The 16,450-nt window shown below is 38.2% G+C and carries 14 protein-coding genes; 8 read left to right on the top strand and 6 right to left on the bottom strand.

Annotated elements, in window-relative coordinates:
• Positions 1–78 precede the first annotated feature (78 nt).
• The 6 genes from D1Z92_RS12870 (at position 79) to D1Z92_RS12845 (ending at position 7,624) form a co-directional block, all read left to right on the top strand.
• Entirely contained in the window at positions 79–2,130 is a 2,052-nt protein-coding gene (locus D1Z92_RS12870) for a YhgE/Pip family protein (RefSeq protein ID WP_128896089.1), read from the top strand.
• A gap of 155 nt (positions 2,131–2,285) precedes the next feature.
• A complete protein-coding gene (locus D1Z92_RS12865) occupies positions 2,286–3,098 on the top strand; it encodes an MBL fold metallo-hydrolase (protein ID WP_128896088.1) in 813 nt (270 codons plus the stop codon).
• A gap of 41 nt (positions 3,099–3,139) precedes the next feature.
• Positions 3,140–3,823 (top strand): uracil-DNA glycosylase, encoded by a 684-nt coding sequence (locus D1Z92_RS12860; protein WP_128896087.1) that lies wholly within the window; start codon positions 3,140–3,142, stop codon positions 3,821–3,823.
• 170 nt (positions 3,824–3,993) lie between these two features.
• Positions 3,994–5,106, top strand: a complete 1,113-nt coding sequence (locus D1Z92_RS12855) for a class-II aminoacyl-tRNA synthetase family protein (RefSeq protein WP_128896086.1) — start codon at positions 3,994–3,996, stop codon at positions 5,104–5,106.
• An 88-nt stretch (positions 5,107–5,194) separates the two neighbouring features.
• On the top strand, positions 5,195–6,028 hold the full coding sequence (locus tag D1Z92_RS12850) for a DUF4397 domain-containing protein (RefSeq protein ID WP_240666726.1): 834 nt from the start codon (positions 5,195–5,197) through the stop codon (positions 6,026–6,028).
• A 180-nt stretch (positions 6,029–6,208) separates the two neighbouring features.
• The gene (locus tag D1Z92_RS12845; protein WP_128896084.1) at positions 6,209–7,624 is read left to right on the top strand and encodes an aspartate ammonia-lyase; all 1,416 of its coding nucleotides are present in this window, start codon (positions 6,209–6,211) and stop codon (positions 7,622–7,624) included.
• 134 nt (positions 7,625–7,758) lie between these two features.
• Here the strand turns inward: D1Z92_RS12845 and glsA are convergent, their stop codons facing one another.
• On the bottom strand, positions 7,759–8,709 hold the full coding sequence (gene glsA, locus D1Z92_RS12840; protein ID WP_128896083.1) for a glutaminase A: 951 nt from the start codon (positions 8,707–8,709) through the stop codon (positions 7,759–7,761).
• A 243-nt stretch (positions 8,710–8,952) separates the two neighbouring features.
• Between glsA and D1Z92_RS12835 the strand changes: the two genes are divergently transcribed.
• A complete protein-coding gene (locus D1Z92_RS12835; protein ID WP_164931614.1) occupies positions 8,953–9,915 on the top strand; it encodes a cell wall hydrolase in 963 nt (320 codons plus the stop codon).
• A 310-nt stretch (positions 9,916–10,225) separates the two neighbouring features.
• Here D1Z92_RS12835 and D1Z92_RS12830 read toward each other — a convergent pair whose 3' ends face one another.
• The 4 genes from D1Z92_RS12830 to D1Z92_RS12815 form a co-directional block, all read right to left on the bottom strand.
• Positions 10,226–10,675, bottom strand: coding sequence for a CBS domain-containing protein (locus D1Z92_RS12830; RefSeq protein WP_128896081.1), 450 nt, complete (start codon positions 10,673–10,675; stop codon positions 10,226–10,228).
• Positions 10,676–10,856: 181 nt separating this feature from the next.
• Positions 10,857–11,096, bottom strand: coding sequence for a hypothetical protein (locus D1Z92_RS12825; protein ID WP_240666724.1), 240 nt, complete (start codon positions 11,094–11,096; stop codon positions 10,857–10,859).
• Positions 11,097–11,384: 288 nt separating this feature from the next.
• Positions 11,385–12,047 carry an oxidoreductase gene (locus D1Z92_RS12820; protein ID WP_128896079.1) on the bottom strand — a complete coding sequence of 221 codons (663 nt, stop codon included), beginning with the start codon at positions 12,045–12,047 and terminating at the stop codon, positions 11,385–11,387.
• A 182-nt stretch (positions 12,048–12,229) separates the two neighbouring features.
• Complete coding sequence (locus D1Z92_RS12815) at positions 12,230–13,351, bottom strand: M20/M25/M40 family metallo-hydrolase (RefSeq protein ID WP_128896078.1); 1,122 nt, start codon at positions 13,349–13,351, stop codon at positions 12,230–12,232.
• Positions 13,352–13,561: 210 nt separating this feature from the next.
• Here D1Z92_RS12815 and D1Z92_RS12810 point away from each other — a divergent pair, with 210 nt between their 5' ends.
• Complete coding sequence (locus D1Z92_RS12810; protein WP_128896077.1) at positions 13,562–15,301, top strand: ABC transporter substrate-binding protein; 1,740 nt, start codon at positions 13,562–13,564, stop codon at positions 15,299–15,301.
• Between the two features lie 25 nt (positions 15,302–15,326).
• Here the strand turns inward: D1Z92_RS12810 and D1Z92_RS12805 are convergent, their stop codons facing one another.
• Entirely contained in the window at positions 15,327–16,232 is a 906-nt protein-coding gene (locus D1Z92_RS12805; protein ID WP_128896076.1) for a DMT family transporter, read from the bottom strand.
• Positions 16,233–16,450: the final 218 nt, after the last annotated feature.

Here is a 16,450-nt window from a genome sequence, read left to right as displayed (position 1 = left end):
TACTAGAGTGAGAAATATACATGATGTAAATATAAAAATCAAAATAAAGAGAAAGCAAGATAGTGGAGGGAAAAGAGAGTGAAGCAACAAACCCATATAAAAAGAGATAGCAACATAAAAAAGCATCATCATGTCATAGTGGAAGAGTGGTTATCTATTTGTAAAAATAAAAAAGTGTTGATACCGATGATCGCCATTTTGTTTATTCCGTTATTGTATAGTTTCATGTTTTTGTGGACGTTTTGGGACCCATATGAACGTATGGATGTTTTACCGGTTGCCATCGTAAACGAAGATGCTGGAGCAACGCTTGATGGGGAGAAAATTAGCGTTGGAGAGGAATTCATAGCAGAATTAAAAGAAAGTGATGACTTTGCTTGGAATTTTGTCAGTAAAGAACAAGCATTGAATGGGATGAGTGATAATGAATACTATATGACGGTACTCATTCCAGAACAGTTTTCTGCTCAGGCAGCATCCATTACGGACGAACAGCCAGAGAAAGCTCAACTCGTTTTTATGCCGAATGAAAGCTATAATTTTCTTTCCGCACAAATAGGGACATCGGCAGTAGGTGAAATAAGAGATGCATTATCAAGCCAGCTTTCTGAAGCTTATGTGGAAACCGTATTTGACAATATCAATGTATTATCAGACGGATTAGTGGAAGCGGCTGACGGTGCATCGAAAGTACATGAAGGGACAGTCAGTGTAGAAGAAGGTCTCCTCACTATGACCGCTTCATTACAGCAAATGGAAAGCGGAACTGCACCACTTGTCAATGGGACAGAGCAATTGATGCATGGTGCTTCGGATCTGACAGTGGGGTTAGAGCAATGGCATAGCGGTGCAGGAAGTCTCCAATCTGGGTTGCAACAGTTAGAAGATAGTGCGCTTACCTTGACTAATGGTTGGGAACAATCTACCGCTTCTTTAGAGGGAGTTGGATCAGGACTAGAAGAAACGCAGAAAGCTACGGTAGAAATGCAGGAGATCGCAGTACAATTAGCAACTGGCTTGGAACAATTATTAACAGATGAGCAGTTAGCGAATAATGAAAACATCCAACAATTGGCGTTGGTTGCGCAGCAGCTTTCTGGTGGTTTAGAAAATGCAGCAGTGGGACAAGCACAGCTAACGGCTGGCATGCAGGAATTAACTTTAGTGCAGCAACAACTGAATGAAGGGATGGATCTTTTTCAGCTCAAGCTAACTGAGGCAAGTAGTGCAAGTGAGCAGCTAAACGCCGCAGGTGGACAGCTGCTGGCAGGGAGTCAAACGTTACGGTCAGGACTTTCTGATTTGAAAAATGGCGTGGACGAGATGACGACGGGGACTTCACAATTAGCGAGTGGCAGTGTGCAATTGTCGAATGGGTTAACCGAATTAGTGACAGGTAGTGAGACGTTATCTGTACAATTAGCAGAAGCAGCAGATCAGACGCAGGAAAGCACAGCGACGGAATCGATGATGGCGATGATGGCGAGTCCAGTAGAAGTGGTGGATGATAAGTTTACGGAAGTGCCGAATTACGGTACAGGTTTTTCTCCGTATTTTATTTCACTAGGTTTATTTGTCGGTGCGTTGTTATTGACGATTATATTTGATATTCGGAGACCGGCTGTGCAACCGAAAAATGCATTGCACTGGTTCGTTAGTAAATGGAGTGTCGTTCTCATTGTAGGTGTTTTACAAGCACTTATCGTAGATGTGGTGATGTTGTTTGGGTTAGGTTTAGAAGTACAAAGTGTTTCACAATTTATCTTTAGCACGGTTGCAACGAGTATCGTTTACATGGTGCTAATTCAATTTTTAGTCACTGCTTTTCAAGATGTAGGACGTTTTATTGCGATTGTACTGCTTATCTTACAATTGACAACGAGCGCAGGCACCTTCCCATTAGAACTGATTCCTAGTTCATTACAATTTTTCAACACTTGGTTACCGATGACGTATTCCGTAGACATGTTCAAAGCTGCAATCTCCAGCGGCAGCACCGCACATTTCTGGAGTGCGATGCAATTCATAGGTATGTTCGCAGCGTCGATGATGGTGCTTACGTATGCGTATTTTGCCGTTGTTTTCCGTAAAAAAGCGGGAGAAGTGATAGAAATGAAGATGGCAGCGTGAGCGATAATGTAATAACTCGTATAATGCGAGTTATTTTTTTTGCATTCACTGTATGTTATGGCGTAATGAATGAGAAAATATGCAGCAACTAAGATGAAGCATGAACGTATATAACGTATAGTAATACTTAGTAAACCTAGAAAGAAGGATCGTAGATGCTGCAATTTAGAAATGACATATTAACGGTATACCAAAGTGCTTTATATCAGACTACAACGACGATTGTCCATACGAAAGACTTGATTTTGATTGCCGATCCGAATTTTTTGCCGCATGAAATAGATGAAATAAAACGTTACGTCGATACGATACGTGGTGGTCGAGATTTATATTTACTGTTTACTCATGGTGACTATGATCATGTAATAGGAAGCGGTGCTTTCCCAAATGCAACAACGATTGCAAGTCAAAGCTTAGCTGAGTGTTCCTATAAGCAAGAGACAGTAGACAGCATTCATCAATTTGACGCTAAATATTATATAGAACGTAACTATCCTGTTTCCTTCCCTAAAATAGACATCGTTGTGCAACATAACGGACAGCAGTTGCAAGTTGGTGAAACGATCCTTACATTTTATCTTGCCCCAGGGCATACGAATGATGGATTGTTTACGGTATTGGAACGTGAAGGAATATGGATAGCGGGAGATTATTTATCTGATTTTGAAGTACCTTTTATATACGATAGTGCAGTTTCATATTTCAATACATTGCTGTTGGCGGAGAAAATACTGCAAAAACATCCTATTTCCTATTTGATACCGGGACACGGTAAGATGACAAGTGATCGTGTTGAAATGGAACGAAGAATTGCTTTTTCTACAAAGTATCTTAACGATTTAAAGCACGATGTGAAGACAGATAATGAAGCGGCATTACACAAGTTATGCAATAATATGGCTTATGCATCAGACTTTACAAGACAGTGTCACGAAACGAATATTAATATGATGAAGAAAATGCTTTAAGAAACTTAAAACTCAAAAAGAAAACGAGAAGGAGAAAAACGATGAACTTTCACATCGGAAACGATTGGGACGAGTTATTGCAAGCCGAATTAAATAAACCGTACATTGGAGCATTATTCGAAACGCTACAACAACAATATGCGCAATACACTGTTTATCCGGCACAGTCAGAAATTTTCACGGCGTTACGACTCACTTCTTATGTGGATACGAAAGTTGTTATTATCGGCCAAGACCCTTACCATGGGAAAGGACAAGCACATGGACTTAGTTTTTCTGTGAAAAATGACGTCCGTATTCCGCCTTCCCTGCGTAATATTTTCAAAGAATTGGCGCAAGATGTAGGTGGGGAAATACCGACACACGGCTCTCTAGAAGGGTGGGCAGAGCAAGGCGTCTTGCTATTAAACACGGTGCTCACCGTTCGTGAAGCTTCACCTAACTCACATCAAAATATAGGGTGGGAGTTATTTACCGATTATATCATTCGATTGCTAAATGAAAGAGAGCAGCCTGTGGTGTTTATATTGTGGGGTAAACATGCTGAGGCCAAGCAACATCAAATTACCCATACGCGCCATCCTATGATTACTTCACCTCATCCTAGTCCGTTTAGTGCACATCGTGGCTTTTTTGGGAGTAAACTTTTTTCAAAAAGTAATGAACTATTACGTCAAATGAATGTGGAAGAAATAGATTGGAGCAAAACCTCTGCAATAGGATGAAAAGCAACCAAACTTTGCCGAGTGAGAAGTGTGCGATGGTGTAACAATAATAGATAAGTTGCATGAACTTGTTCAATCAACTTATTACCACAGCATTAAGATGAATGAACTTGTTTCATCAACTTATTATTTATTACCTTCATCCACGATATAGAGTGGGAGGACAGCCTATGAAAATATATTGCGCTATTCCATCACAATTTTCACTACGTCAGAGAAATGAATTGAGGGATCGTATACCGTTTATTTCGGAACACATCAATATGGTGAAAGTGAATACAAGTGAAAATAAAATCGTACTAGAGTATGAAGGAACTGAGGAAGAAAGTACGGTGCTGAAGAGTGAAATGAATACATTAATTGAACATATTGCGGCGACAAGGTGGATTGAAAAACCTGCGGTAAAAAAATACGAAACGAAACATCATCACTCACTACCAATAAAGCAGGAACAACAACACCCCCATCCTAAAAAAACAAGTGCATACTACAACGAGGTGGAGCTGGCACTGTTGGAGAAATTAGATGCCGAAATGCTTGCCATAGCAAAACAAGTAAAAGCCCAAATGCGAAGCTATCCTACCATACTGCATGAGCAAAACATGCAGCGAAATCAATATCATAAAAATTTTCCTCAACACATTTACGCCGTTCATCATATTCCACATCAACATAAAATTATCGAACAATTCAGAAAAAGTAACGAAGGTCAAGATCAATGGTTTACGCACACGGGGGACTACTTACAACCGTGTATTTGCTATCATTGTTACGAAGAATTAGGTAATCAAAAATGGGACAACCATCATATCTTCACTGCAAAAGGGCCCTGTTTTCGCCATGAAGTGGAGTGGAAATTAAATACTTTCCGTAAAAATGAATTTATGATGCGAGAAATTGTATTTGTAGGGGATCAGCAGTGGGTCATCTTCATGCGAGAGCAATTAATGCAAGCGGTCTGGACTTTATTTTGCAAACTAGATATGACAGGACATATTATCGCTGCACATGACCCTTTTTTCCACTATGATGATGTACAACAAAAAGCGATGTTTCAACTCGTCACCGATGCAAAATATGAGCTGGAAGTGAACGTAGGTGATGACAAGCACTATTCTATCGCTTCATTTAACTATTGTGAAGATGTCCTCTGTGAAAAATACAATATTACAGGACGCGATGGTCAAGCATTGTACTCTGGTTGTGTCGCCTTCGGGTTAGACCGATGGTTGGCCGCACTCTTTTATTATTACGGACAAGATATGAAGAAGCTTCCACTATAAATAACATGATTTATGCATGCTCCTCTTTTTTTATCGTATACATATAGTACGACGAAATAAGGAAGGAGTGTGTGCTTCATTGAATTGGATGACGATGCTTCAACAAGTAAACTTGTATGGCATGTTAGCGGCGTACTATAAATCTAAAAATCCAGAGTTATGCGAATATTATCATCGTGAGTATCGGGCTGCTTTGAAGCAGTTGGCCAATTGGGTAGAGTCATATGGAGACCCTTTCCAAATGACAGCGATGAAAACGGAAAATCCAGCTTACTATCAGCAGCAACAAGCGTATAACGGGTACTATGGGTATCCGCAAGCACCTACCCATATATCGAGAAGGGAATACACAAAAGTCAGAGCACTGCATGCTGCACCGAATGCACCTAGTGTAGATATTTTTGTGAATGGAGAGTTGTTCGCCAAAGGGGTCTCTTTTAAAGACATGACAGACTATGTAAAAGTCATGCCAGGCGAATACACGATAGAAATTTACACGACAGACGGGCAAACCTTAGTATTACAGCAGAGAGTAAGAGTACCGGAAGGTGCACATATCACCTTGGCAGCTGTGGAGAACAACGGGAATGGCATAGAACTATTACCTATATTAGATGAACCATTCGTTCCTCCTGGTAAAGCAAAAGTGAGAGCGATTCATCTTTCCCCTGACAGTCCAGCGGTAGACGTAGCGGTACAAGGTGGCAACGTGGTATTTTCCAACATTTCTTACAAAGATGTCACCCCATATATTGAAGTGGAACCTGGAAGCCTTCCGTTAGAAGTAAGAGTGGCAGGAACGAATAATGTTGTATTAGAAATACCTGCGATGGTGAGAAGAGGCGAAGCACTTTCGATTGCCGTCGTCGGATTATCACAAGGTGAACCAGCGATCAATTATATTGTATTAAAAGATAATTAAAATGAAATGACTCCCCCTATTGTCATGCATGATTTACGATACGTCATAATGAATGATTATATTTTCAAATTAATGAATTTTCATATTGTAAATATGATAAAATGACATCGTATGATAGATATTGTAGAAGTGACCTACTTTATGTTGTAGGTCAAGTGGTCAATCAATAGGGGGATGTTTATGAATTTTCGTAGAGAAAAGGATTTTTTAGGGGAAATGGACGTGAAAGGGGACGCTTATTACGGTATCCAGACGTTAAGAGCTGTTCAAAATTTCCCGATTACTGGCATACCAATACACCGTGAACTCATTATTGCATTGGCAGATGTAAAAAAAGCAGCAGCAAGAGCCAATATGGACGTCAAGATGATGAAGCCAACGATGGGACAAGCTATTGTTATGGCAGCGGATGAAATCATAGCAGGGGAATTATTGTCAGAATTTATTGTCGATTCTATCCAAGGCGGGGCCGGGACATCCATCAATATGAATATGAACGAAGTGCTTGCCAATCGGGCTTTGGAATTAATGGGCAAGCATAAAGGGGATTATTTTCAATGTAATCCGAACATCCACGTCAATATGTCACAGTCGACAAACGATACGATACCAACAGCATTGAAGATTGCGGCATATCGCTCTACACAAAAATTAATGATGACGTTGAAAAAGTTAGTCAGCGGTCTTAAAGTGAAAGCAGACGAGTTTGATGATGTTTTGAAAATAGGCAGAACACATCTACAAGATGCTGTACCTATTCGAATGGGACAAGAGTTTTCCGCTTACGCTAGTGTGCTGCAGAGAGATGTAGATCGTCTGCATACGGCGTGTGAGCTGCTAACGATCATTAACATGGGAGCAACGGCTGTAGGAACAGGATTGAATGCAAAGCAAGCTTACATCGATAAAGTGGCTATTTATTTATCTGAACAAATAGGTATTGAATTAAAAACGGCAGATAATCTAGTAGATGCGACGCAAAATACGGATGTTTATGCGCAACTATCTGCTGCACTGAAAGTATGCGCAACGAACTTATCTAAAATGAGTAATGATATTCGCATGATGGCTTCTGGCCCTTTTACTGGTTTTAGCGAAATTAAATTACCGACAAGACAGCCAGGATCTTCAATCATGCCAGGAAAAGTAAATCCGGTTATGGCTGAAGTGATGAATCAAGTTTCATTCCAAGTTATAGGTAATGATCATACGATAAGCATGGCTTGTGAAGCGGGTCAATTTGAATTGAACGTCATGGCACCCGTCATCGTCTTCAATTTATTGCAATCCCTAGATATTTTAAATAACGGCGTGCATGTTTTTTATGAATACATGATTAAAGACATGGAAGCGAATAGAGAGCAATGTAAAAGCTATGTAGAAAATAGTTTTGGTATTATTACAGCATTGAACCCACATCTTGGGTACGATACGGCAGCACAAATAGTAAAAGAAGCGCTGCACAGTGGTAAAACAGTGAAAGAAATTATTTTAGAACGAAGTTATTTAACAGAAGAAGAAATGAATGAAATATTAAATCCTTTGGAAATGACAACACCTGGTATAGCAGGAGAGGTGTTTTTATATAATCAATAAAAAAATTACAATAAGATGACATATCATTGGAATACCGAATTGGTATACCAAAGTACCCCACCTACAATAGCAACAAAGCTTAAACAAAGTGGCTTTCATAGGTGGGGTATATGTGTTGTCATTATGCGTTGTCATTAAAAAATACTGAGCTTGAATTGCTTGGAAATTTGCTTTAATAAATGTAATCCTCCGATGCTGTTCCCTTTATCATTCAATGCTGGACCAATGACACCTATGCCAAATTGATGGGGAACAAAACCAATAATTCCTCCTGATACCCCACTTTTAGCAGGAAATCCGACTTGAATAGCGAACTCACCAGACTCATTATACATGCCACATGTCACCATGAAAGTAGAAGCGATTTGCGCATATCTAGCGGGAAAAATTTCTTTCTTCGTGATGGGATCTACTCCTTGATTTGCCAGCAGCATCCCGATTCGAGATAAGTCATGACAGGTCACTTCAATAGCGCATTGCTTGAAATACACATCCAAATGCTCATCCACGTTCCCTTTTAACACCCCTACATCTTTTAAAAAGTAAGCTAGTGATCTATTGCGGTCTGCGGTTAATTTTTCAGATGCATACACTTTTTCGTTATAACTAATGTTAGTTCTTCCGCACAATTCCTTCACAAAATTGGATATTCGCTCATACTTCAAGGCAGGCGTATCCCCTTTGATTAAAGAAGTAATCACGATAGCACCTGCATTAATAAGCGGATTGAAAGGTTTGCCAGGAGGTACAAGTTCTAATTTAAGCATCGAATTATACACATCACCAGTGGGCTCCATGCCGACATATTCAAATACGACATCTTCACCATGATCCATTAATGCAAGGATCAGCGTCAATACTTTTGAAATACTTTGCAATGTAAAAGGAATAGAATATTCCCCTAGCTGTATGTTTTTGTTGTTTGTATCTAGAAGAGACAACCCAATCATAGAGCAATTCGCATGGGTTAATTCGGGAATATAGTCTGCCACTTTTCCTAAATCACAAAATTGTCTTGCCTCCTCTAAATATTGTTCTAATTTGCTGCATTCAGCATATATTTGTTCAAATAAGGGGCTATGCATGTCCTTTCCTGATCTCCTTCCCTATCCACGAATCACGTACATTTAGCAAACGTAGGTCATGGTGAAATAAAGTGAACACCTGAGTATAGTTGTATTCTACATCAAACGTTTTATATTACCAATGATTTAAGTTCGATGTTGAGTCATATGGAAGAAAAATAACAAAAAACAGGCTCATTTTCAAACACTTACCTATCCATAAAGTTATAAAATATGTTACAGTATTGGACGAGGAGGATATTTATGTTTAGAAATGTATGGAAAATATTTTTTGCAGTATGTATCTTTTGTAGTCTGTACCTCGTACCAGTGCAGGCAGCTACACCACTCATTGAAACAGAAATCCTATATGAAGATACTGTACTTGAGCTTTCAAACCACCCTGTACTGATCGAAGGGACAATGTACATTCCTATCAGAGTATTAGAACAAACAGGGATGGAAATGACTTGGAACGATCAAGATCAAAGTATCAACATGACCTTAGCAGAAGGAACTCCAGTCACATTATATGTAGATCAATTTAATATGAAATTAAATGATAATTTATATTTATTAGATTTTGCACCAATGGTAATGGAACATCAGATGTATGTTCCCGTGCGTTTCATGAGTGAGTTAATGAATATTCATCTTACCGTAGAAGATGAAATGTTAGAGACAATAAGCCTAGAAGCAGTTGCACCTTATGTTGTTCAAGAAGGTGACTCATGGCAAACCATCAGTGAATCACTACAGATAGATGAAACATTGCTTAAAGAGCGTAACCTTCATCTTGGTGAAGTGTTCGAACCTGGGGCGCTAGTGATTCAAACGATACCGTACTTTATGGAAGAACTTGTGACCAATCCCGATGTAGATGTATTAGCTAAATTAATACAACTAGAAGCAGGGTATGAAGTTTATGAAGGCCAGTTAGCAGTTGGAAATGTCATCATGAATAGAGTAGAATCTGATGTATTTCCTAATACGATTGTAGATGTGATTTATCAATCTGGTCAATTTAGCCCGGTCAAAAACGGGAAGTTAGATACTGCAGTAGCTTCTGAAAGTAGTATTATTGCAGCTAGGCAAGCTATCCTAGGTGAAGAAGTCGTTCCAGATGCGTTATACTTTTACAATCCAGCAGTAAGTAGTAATTCATTCTTTAATAAGTTAGAAATAGAAAAAGATATCGGTAATCATCGTTTCTTAAAAATAAAATAGTGGTATGAATGTAGAGGGAAACATAGAGCTTGCAATACAGGGCGATGTGTTTTTCTCTTTTTTAATTTTTCCAAATGTGCGGGGATTATTCAGATTTAGGCGCTTTATTGTTCTTACAGATCCTTGCAATTGCAGAACATTCATGTGAGTGAAGTGGTTTGCACTGATGAGTCGAGAGGGAAGTAGTGCCAAAAAAACCTGTTGAGATATCCTCAACAGGAAAAAAGTAATGGAAATAAGGTTGCTAATATTAATGTATTACGAATGTTTGCTATGATTAAGGAAATTAATTAAAGAAATGAAGGGAAAACTATTCTTTGAAAAATGATAATTTCTTATAATTTAATGAATCCGTTCCGTTCTTTATTACTTCTGCGCAATATTCAATAATTTCTCTCCTACGGATAATTCCAATAAAGGATTTTTGATCATCAACAATAGGAACAAAATTCTGTGCAATCGCTAATGTGAGTAAATCTTCTATTTGTGCATCAATATGTACTGCTTTATTGATGACTTTTTGTGGGATATCTTTTAATCTCGTTTGTTCAATTTTTTCTAAATTGAGATCAGGTGTATTTTTTAATTCCCATAAAAGATCTCCCTCTGTTAACGTGCCTATATATTTTCCATCTTCATCAACAAGAGGTACGGCGGAATAGCGATGGTATTCCATCCTTTCTAAAGCTTGACGAATGGTTGAATTCGGTGTTAAATACATAACATCTTTTTTTGGTAATAAGAAAAAGGCGATGTTCATTTGACAGCACTCCTCAGACATCATATCTATATATATAGATTAACATAATTAACATTTTATATATACGTGTTAGAGGAGAAAAGGTTGCATTTTTTTATTGTTTTTTTCATGTTTTAGTTAGAAGCAAATCAGGGGCATGATGGAATTAGAGAAGACGCGTCTCCATCTAATTCCAACCTCTTTATTTATCCCCGCGATCTCTGTGAAGTCGAGTTGGTGAGTTTTTGTTGTGATCATTTTTTAAGCTTTCGTTTGCAAATTCTACAAGTTCCCAAGTCGCCGTACCAAGTTGGGGATCAGAAGGAAAAGTTTCTCCCCGCTTTAATACTGTCTCATATCCCCATTCATTTCGGTATATTCCGTCCACTTCAACCGTTTCATTAGAAATTGGATTCATTCTTTCTTTGTGATCTTCTGACATGATGTAACCCCCAGTTGTCACGGAATCAAACGCCGTTATCATAACAAAAGAACCCCGAAGGGTTCCTCTGGTCGACGCAATTTGTTCAGTTCCCAAACGTGATTAGAATCAATTATGGGTTGCGTTGCTGCAATTCATATTCTTTTCCAACCTGATTAAAGGTTCTGATGAAATGGTGGAGAGTCGAAATCATTCAACGGTACCACACCTCTCTTGGTTGCATCGACAATAACAGTATGTGTCGAAATCATTAACCTTATACATACAAATTTAAAAAGAAAAAATTAGTTAATGATTCCTCTTTGCTATTTGATCACACTCATAAATATGTGTACCTAGTGAATGGTTACTTAATGCTTGTGTAATCATGGCTTCAGCTACTTGTTCGGCTTCAATAGGTCGATATTTCAACCATTTTCCTCTAAATAGAAATGTGAACGGTTTGGACACCCACTCTGTCAATTTCTCCATCAGGCGAAATTCTTTTCTGTTTCCAATCAATAAAGAAGGACGGAATATATGTAGAGGGAGTTGTAACTGTTGGAGCTCTTCTTCCATTTCTCCTTTTACTTGACTGTAAAAAACGTTGGATTGTTTACTAGCTCCTATACTGGAGATGACAAGAAATTGCTTCGCCCCAGCTCTTTGCGCCATGTTAGCTATGCGAACCGGGTACTCCAGATCCACTTTGCGAAATTGTTCTTTGCTCTTTGCTTTTTTGATCGTGGTTCCTAAACAGCAGTACACATCATCTACGTTAAAATGCGAAGTATAGGCTTCCATTTGATCAAAATCAATAACAAAAGATGTTAATTTTGGATGCTGTAAGTCCATCTTTTGTCGTGTAAAAATTTTAATTTTGGCATAAGATGAATGCGCTAATAATTTCTGAACTAAGTTGCTTCCAACTAATCCTGTTGCTCCGACGACAATCGCTGTTCTTGCTTCCACACTACAGTGCCTCCTAACATAGTAAGTATCCCCATTTTACAATACTTTTTGTTACGAAGGTTGGTTATCAGTTGATTTTATTTCCTTTAGGATCTAAGATGGAAGTCCCTAACAGCGTTAGGAAACCCATTGTCATTGTAATCAAAGCTATATACATCTGTGTAGATACAAACAAATTGAATTTATCTTTTTGCCACTTCTTCAATAATGGCAACCATCATTTTTACACATTTGCCAAACTCGGATATGGACAACCTTTCATGAGTTGTATGAATATCTTCATAACCAACCGCTAAATTGACAGTAGGTATTCCTAGTCCTGCCAAAATATTTGCATCACTTCCACCGCCCGTCCGTTGGCATTGAAAAGAACATCCAATGTGATCAGCAGCCTGTTTAGCAATTTGTACAACAGAATCTCCTTCATCAAATTGAAAGCCAGGATACACATACTGTACATCTATCTCTACTTGACCTCCCATATGATATGCAGCCATTTCAAAACCATTTTTCATCATCTCTACTTGTTTATTCAATTTTAGTGTATCCATCGACCGTACTTCCGCAGTAATTTGAACATAGTCACAAACAATGTTTGTTTCGCCAATACCTTGAAAATGACCAATGTTTGCTGTTGTTTCCTCGTCAATGCGTCCTAAACGCATCTCTGCAATGGCTTGAGATGCGATGGTTATCGCTGAAATGCCCTGTTCAGGTGCAAGTCCAGCATGAGCAGCCTTGCCGAATATCTCCACTCTCAACTCGGCTTGTGAGGGAGCAGCGGTGACAATGTTCCCTACTTGGCCTCCATGATCTAAGACATACCCATATTTTGCATTTATCTGTGATAAGTCTAGTGCCTTTGCACCAACTAGTCCACGTTCTTCACCCACAGTCAAAATAAATTGAATCGTACCATGTTGTATTTGGTTTTCTTTTAAAATTCGTATTGTTTCTAACATCGCGGCGATACCCGCCTTATCATCAGCACCTAAAATGGTCGATCCATCACTCACCACATATCCATCTTTAATAGAGGGCTTAATTCCTTGCCCCGGAGCCACCGTATCCATGTGTGAACAGAAAAAAATTGGAGTTGTATTCAATAGAGTACCTTTCAATGTGCATATTAAATTTCCAGCACCATGTCCGGTAGAGTGAGCTGAATTATCTTCTATGACTTTCAATCCATAAGAAGCGAACTTCATTTTCAATATGTCCGCTATTTTTCTTTCATTTTTTGATTCTGAATCTATTTGTACTAATTCCATAAATTCATTGATTAATCGTTGTTCTTGCATCATTCTCATTCCCCTACATTCAGATTTATGGTCTTTTATAAATGATTGGTGTAAAATATGTTGTACATGTAAGCTGTAATAGTTACATTCATTATGCAGTGTTTTATTCCTACTAAAAAGGGAGGATAATCAACTGTAACCCCCCCTTTTTTCTTATAACAGTAACTTCAATGCTTGTTGTTAAATGTAATGTTGAAAAGATAGGAGAACAGCATGAAGAGTTTAGATTACTTTAAAATGCGTGCCCACTTATATCCAAGAGAAGTGAACCTCAATGTGGAGTTTACACTTCAAGAGATGGAGAATATATGGTACTGCAATCGGAAAAGTGTGAAAGAAAAAATAAAAAAATTTGAGAATGAGGGGAAATATACTTATCTGCCTGGTAGGGGGAGAGGTCATTTTTCACGCCTTCATTTTTCCACACCACTGCAGGAAGAAATCGAAGAAACTGTGCTGTATTGTTTAGAAGAAGAACACATGGAGGATGTTTTTCAATTATTGCGACTTCCCATCCCACATGCATGGATCACGAATCTATCTAAAGAGATAAGAAGTTTTTTAGGTTTTCAAACCAATGAGTATGAAAAAGAAATTCTGAGACTAACGGTTGCAAAAAGAATCGTTACCCTAGATCCTACAGCATCAGCAATCAACTTTGAATACTACTTATTGCAACAATTAGGAAATACACTTGTAAGCTATAATCAAGAGACAGACACTGTTGTTCCTCAGTTAGCACATTGTTGGAAAGCAGAAAATAATCATCAGACATGGACATTCTATTTACGAAAAGGAGTCCAGTTCCACCATCAACGCATGTTGCACAGCGAAGATGTCAAATATACGTTAGAGCGTTTTATTCAACAGTCAACTTCAAAACATTGGCTTATTAAAGATATTTTGACGATAGAATGCTTGTCTTCCCATCACATTCGTATACAACTATCTCGTCCACATCCATTGTTTCTTCGCTATATGAGCCTCCCTGCACTGACGATTTTACCCAGCGATGTCCCTTTTCAGGAAGATAAATTCATCGGCACGGGTCCCTTCTTTTTAAAAAAGCGTTCGGATTCTGTCCTTGTGATAGAAGCGTTCGATTCTTACTTTCGTGAGAGGCCACTTATTGATGAAATCGAATTTTATTTTTTAGCAACCAACACCCTTTTGACATCATCTATTGAAGTGAAGGGAGAAACCGTCCATAAACCAAGACAAAAGAAAGAAGATGTGCTTGTTGGGTTTCGTTTTTTAATCTTTAATTTTAATCGACAGTCTATCATTCAAAATAGTGACTTTCGCTGTGCTTTGTTTCATCTATTGGATATGAAGCAAATGTGGAGCGATTTGGGAAGAGAAAATGTAGTAGAATCATCAAGTTTATTTCCGTGGAAGTCTGTATCGAAAGTAAGAGATAAGACACTTGTGCCCACATTATTAGAGAAATCAGGTTATCAAGGTGAAACGTTGACCATCTATACTAAGAATATTTTCGAAGACTTGGAAGTAACGAACTGGATTATAAAAGAAGCCCATTCTTTCGGGATTTATTTTCGTTGTATCACTTTTAATATGGATGATTTTTATTCTTCTCAATTAGAAGAACAGGCTGATGTGCTGTTTGCTAGTGAAGTTGCATCAAGTGATTACCATCTATCCTTCTTGGATTCTTTTTATAACGAAGCGAACCTCTTTCAAAGATTTATAGATAAGAAACGATTTTCCTTCTTACAAGATGGTCTTGAACAACTACAGTACGAACAAGATCATAGTAAAAGAGAAGCATGGATAGATAAGATAGAAGCATATTTGAGAGACGAACATTTCATTATCCATCTATACCATCCAATGATTAATCGCGTTGTGGATTCAGCTATTCAAAATACGTCGTTTGAACTTTGGGGTTATGATGACTTTAGAGCCTCTTGGATTGAGAAAAATTCTCCATAAACATGTTTTCATCAGACCCGTACTATCATGTACATTGCTTCTCATCATGTAGTACTACATTTCTGTTTCTTTCTCGAAATTTCTTTTGGTTGACGATAATGACACCAGCAATCACGAGTAAACATCCTACAATAGATAGTCTTGTTGGAAGTTCATTCAACCAACTCCAAGCTATTAGAGTCGCGCCAACAGGCACCAAATACAGAAATGTGGTCGCTATTGAAACGGAAAGTTTAGATAACACATATGCCCACAAAAAATAGGCAATGGCAGCTGGAAATACCCCAAGATAAACAATGATTAAAGTATTGAACATTGATGCCTCTTGGATTTCATTCACTAACCCTGCTCCAAACCATACCATGACAAACGTACCACTCCAAATTGCATAAGCTGTACATTCAAAAGGTGAATATCTTTTTGTTAATGGCTTTTGAATCGTGAACATGATTGCTTGCGTCATTGCTGCAAACAAAAGCACGAAGATACTAAAACCGATAGAGAAGTTTGTTTCAGGGCGAATAACAATAAACAGCACACCACAAAAACTAATCATAAAACCAATCCATTGATAGAAGGAAAATTTCTCTCTTAGAAAATACATGGAAAATAATGCGGAAAAAAGAGGCACCGTATTCACGAGAAAGCTGGCCACCCCAGCTTCAATCCTCTGCTCCCCATAATTTAATGCAAAGTTATACATCGCTATACCTATAAAACCAGAAAGGAAAATACGAAACATATCCTTCTTTTCTGGAATGCTTATCTTTTTAAAAAACGAAATCACAATAAATATAATTGAAGCGATACTAAACCTTATCAAGGCTAAATGTTGAGGCGAATAATCTTCAAGACTTGCCCGAATTCCAACGAATGCAGAGGACCATAATAGTACAGTAATTCCAATTGCCATCCATATTTTTATGTTCATATTAATCTCCACCTAATGAGTAATGGAAGTAATAAACTTCCTATTAACATTATGATGAAATTTTACAGAATAAAAAGGGGGGGATTTAGCAGAATTCACCCCTTTTATTTTTGTAAATACATAGCTTTAGATGTAAAGTAAATTAATGTGAACTACACGCCACTTAACACCCTTACGGGTCGTTTGAAGTGGATGCTTCTTGGGAAGTAGATACTTTT

The organism is Longirhabdus pacifica (assembly GCF_004115085.1).
GTDB lineage: Bacteria > Bacillota > Bacilli > Paenibacillales > DSM-105158 > Longirhabdus > Longirhabdus pacifica.
This window is presented reverse-complemented; position numbering and strand designations above follow the sequence as displayed.

Coding starts and splice junctions, on each gene's coding strand:
- D1Z92_RS12865 (WP_128896088.1), top strand. CDS start 2,286: ATGCTGCAATTTAGAAATGACATATTAACGGTATACCAAAGTGCTTTA.
- D1Z92_RS12860 (WP_128896087.1), top strand. CDS start 3,140: ATGAACTTTCACATCGGAAACGATTGGGACGAGTTATTGCAAGCCGAA.
- D1Z92_RS12855 (WP_128896086.1), top strand. CDS start 3,994: ATGAAAATATATTGCGCTATTCCATCACAATTTTCACTACGTCAGAGA.
- D1Z92_RS12850 (WP_240666726.1), top strand. CDS start 5,195: ATGACGATGCTTCAACAAGTAAACTTGTATGGCATGTTAGCGGCGTAC.
- D1Z92_RS12845 (WP_128896084.1), top strand. CDS start 6,209: ATGAATTTTCGTAGAGAAAAGGATTTTTTAGGGGAAATGGACGTGAAA.
- glsA (WP_128896083.1), bottom strand. CDS start 8,709: ATGCATAGCCCCTTATTTGAACAAATATATGCTGAATGCAGCAAATTA.
- D1Z92_RS12835 (WP_164931614.1), top strand. CDS start 8,953: ATGTTTAGAAATGTATGGAAAATATTTTTTGCAGTATGTATCTTTTGT.
- D1Z92_RS12830 (WP_128896081.1), bottom strand. CDS start 10,675: ATGAACATCGCCTTTTTCTTATTACCAAAAAAAGATGTTATGTATTTA.
- D1Z92_RS12825 (WP_240666724.1), bottom strand. CDS start 11,096: ATGTCAGAAGATCACAAAGAAAGAATGAATCCAATTTCTAATGAAACG.
- D1Z92_RS12815 (WP_128896078.1), bottom strand. CDS start 13,351: ATGATGCAAGAACAACGATTAATCAATGAATTTATGGAATTAGTACAA.
- D1Z92_RS12810 (WP_128896077.1), top strand. CDS start 13,562: ATGAAGAGTTTAGATTACTTTAAAATGCGTGCCCACTTATATCCAAGA.
- D1Z92_RS12805 (WP_128896076.1), bottom strand. CDS start 16,232: ATGAACATAAAAATATGGATGGCAATTGGAATTACTGTACTATTATGG.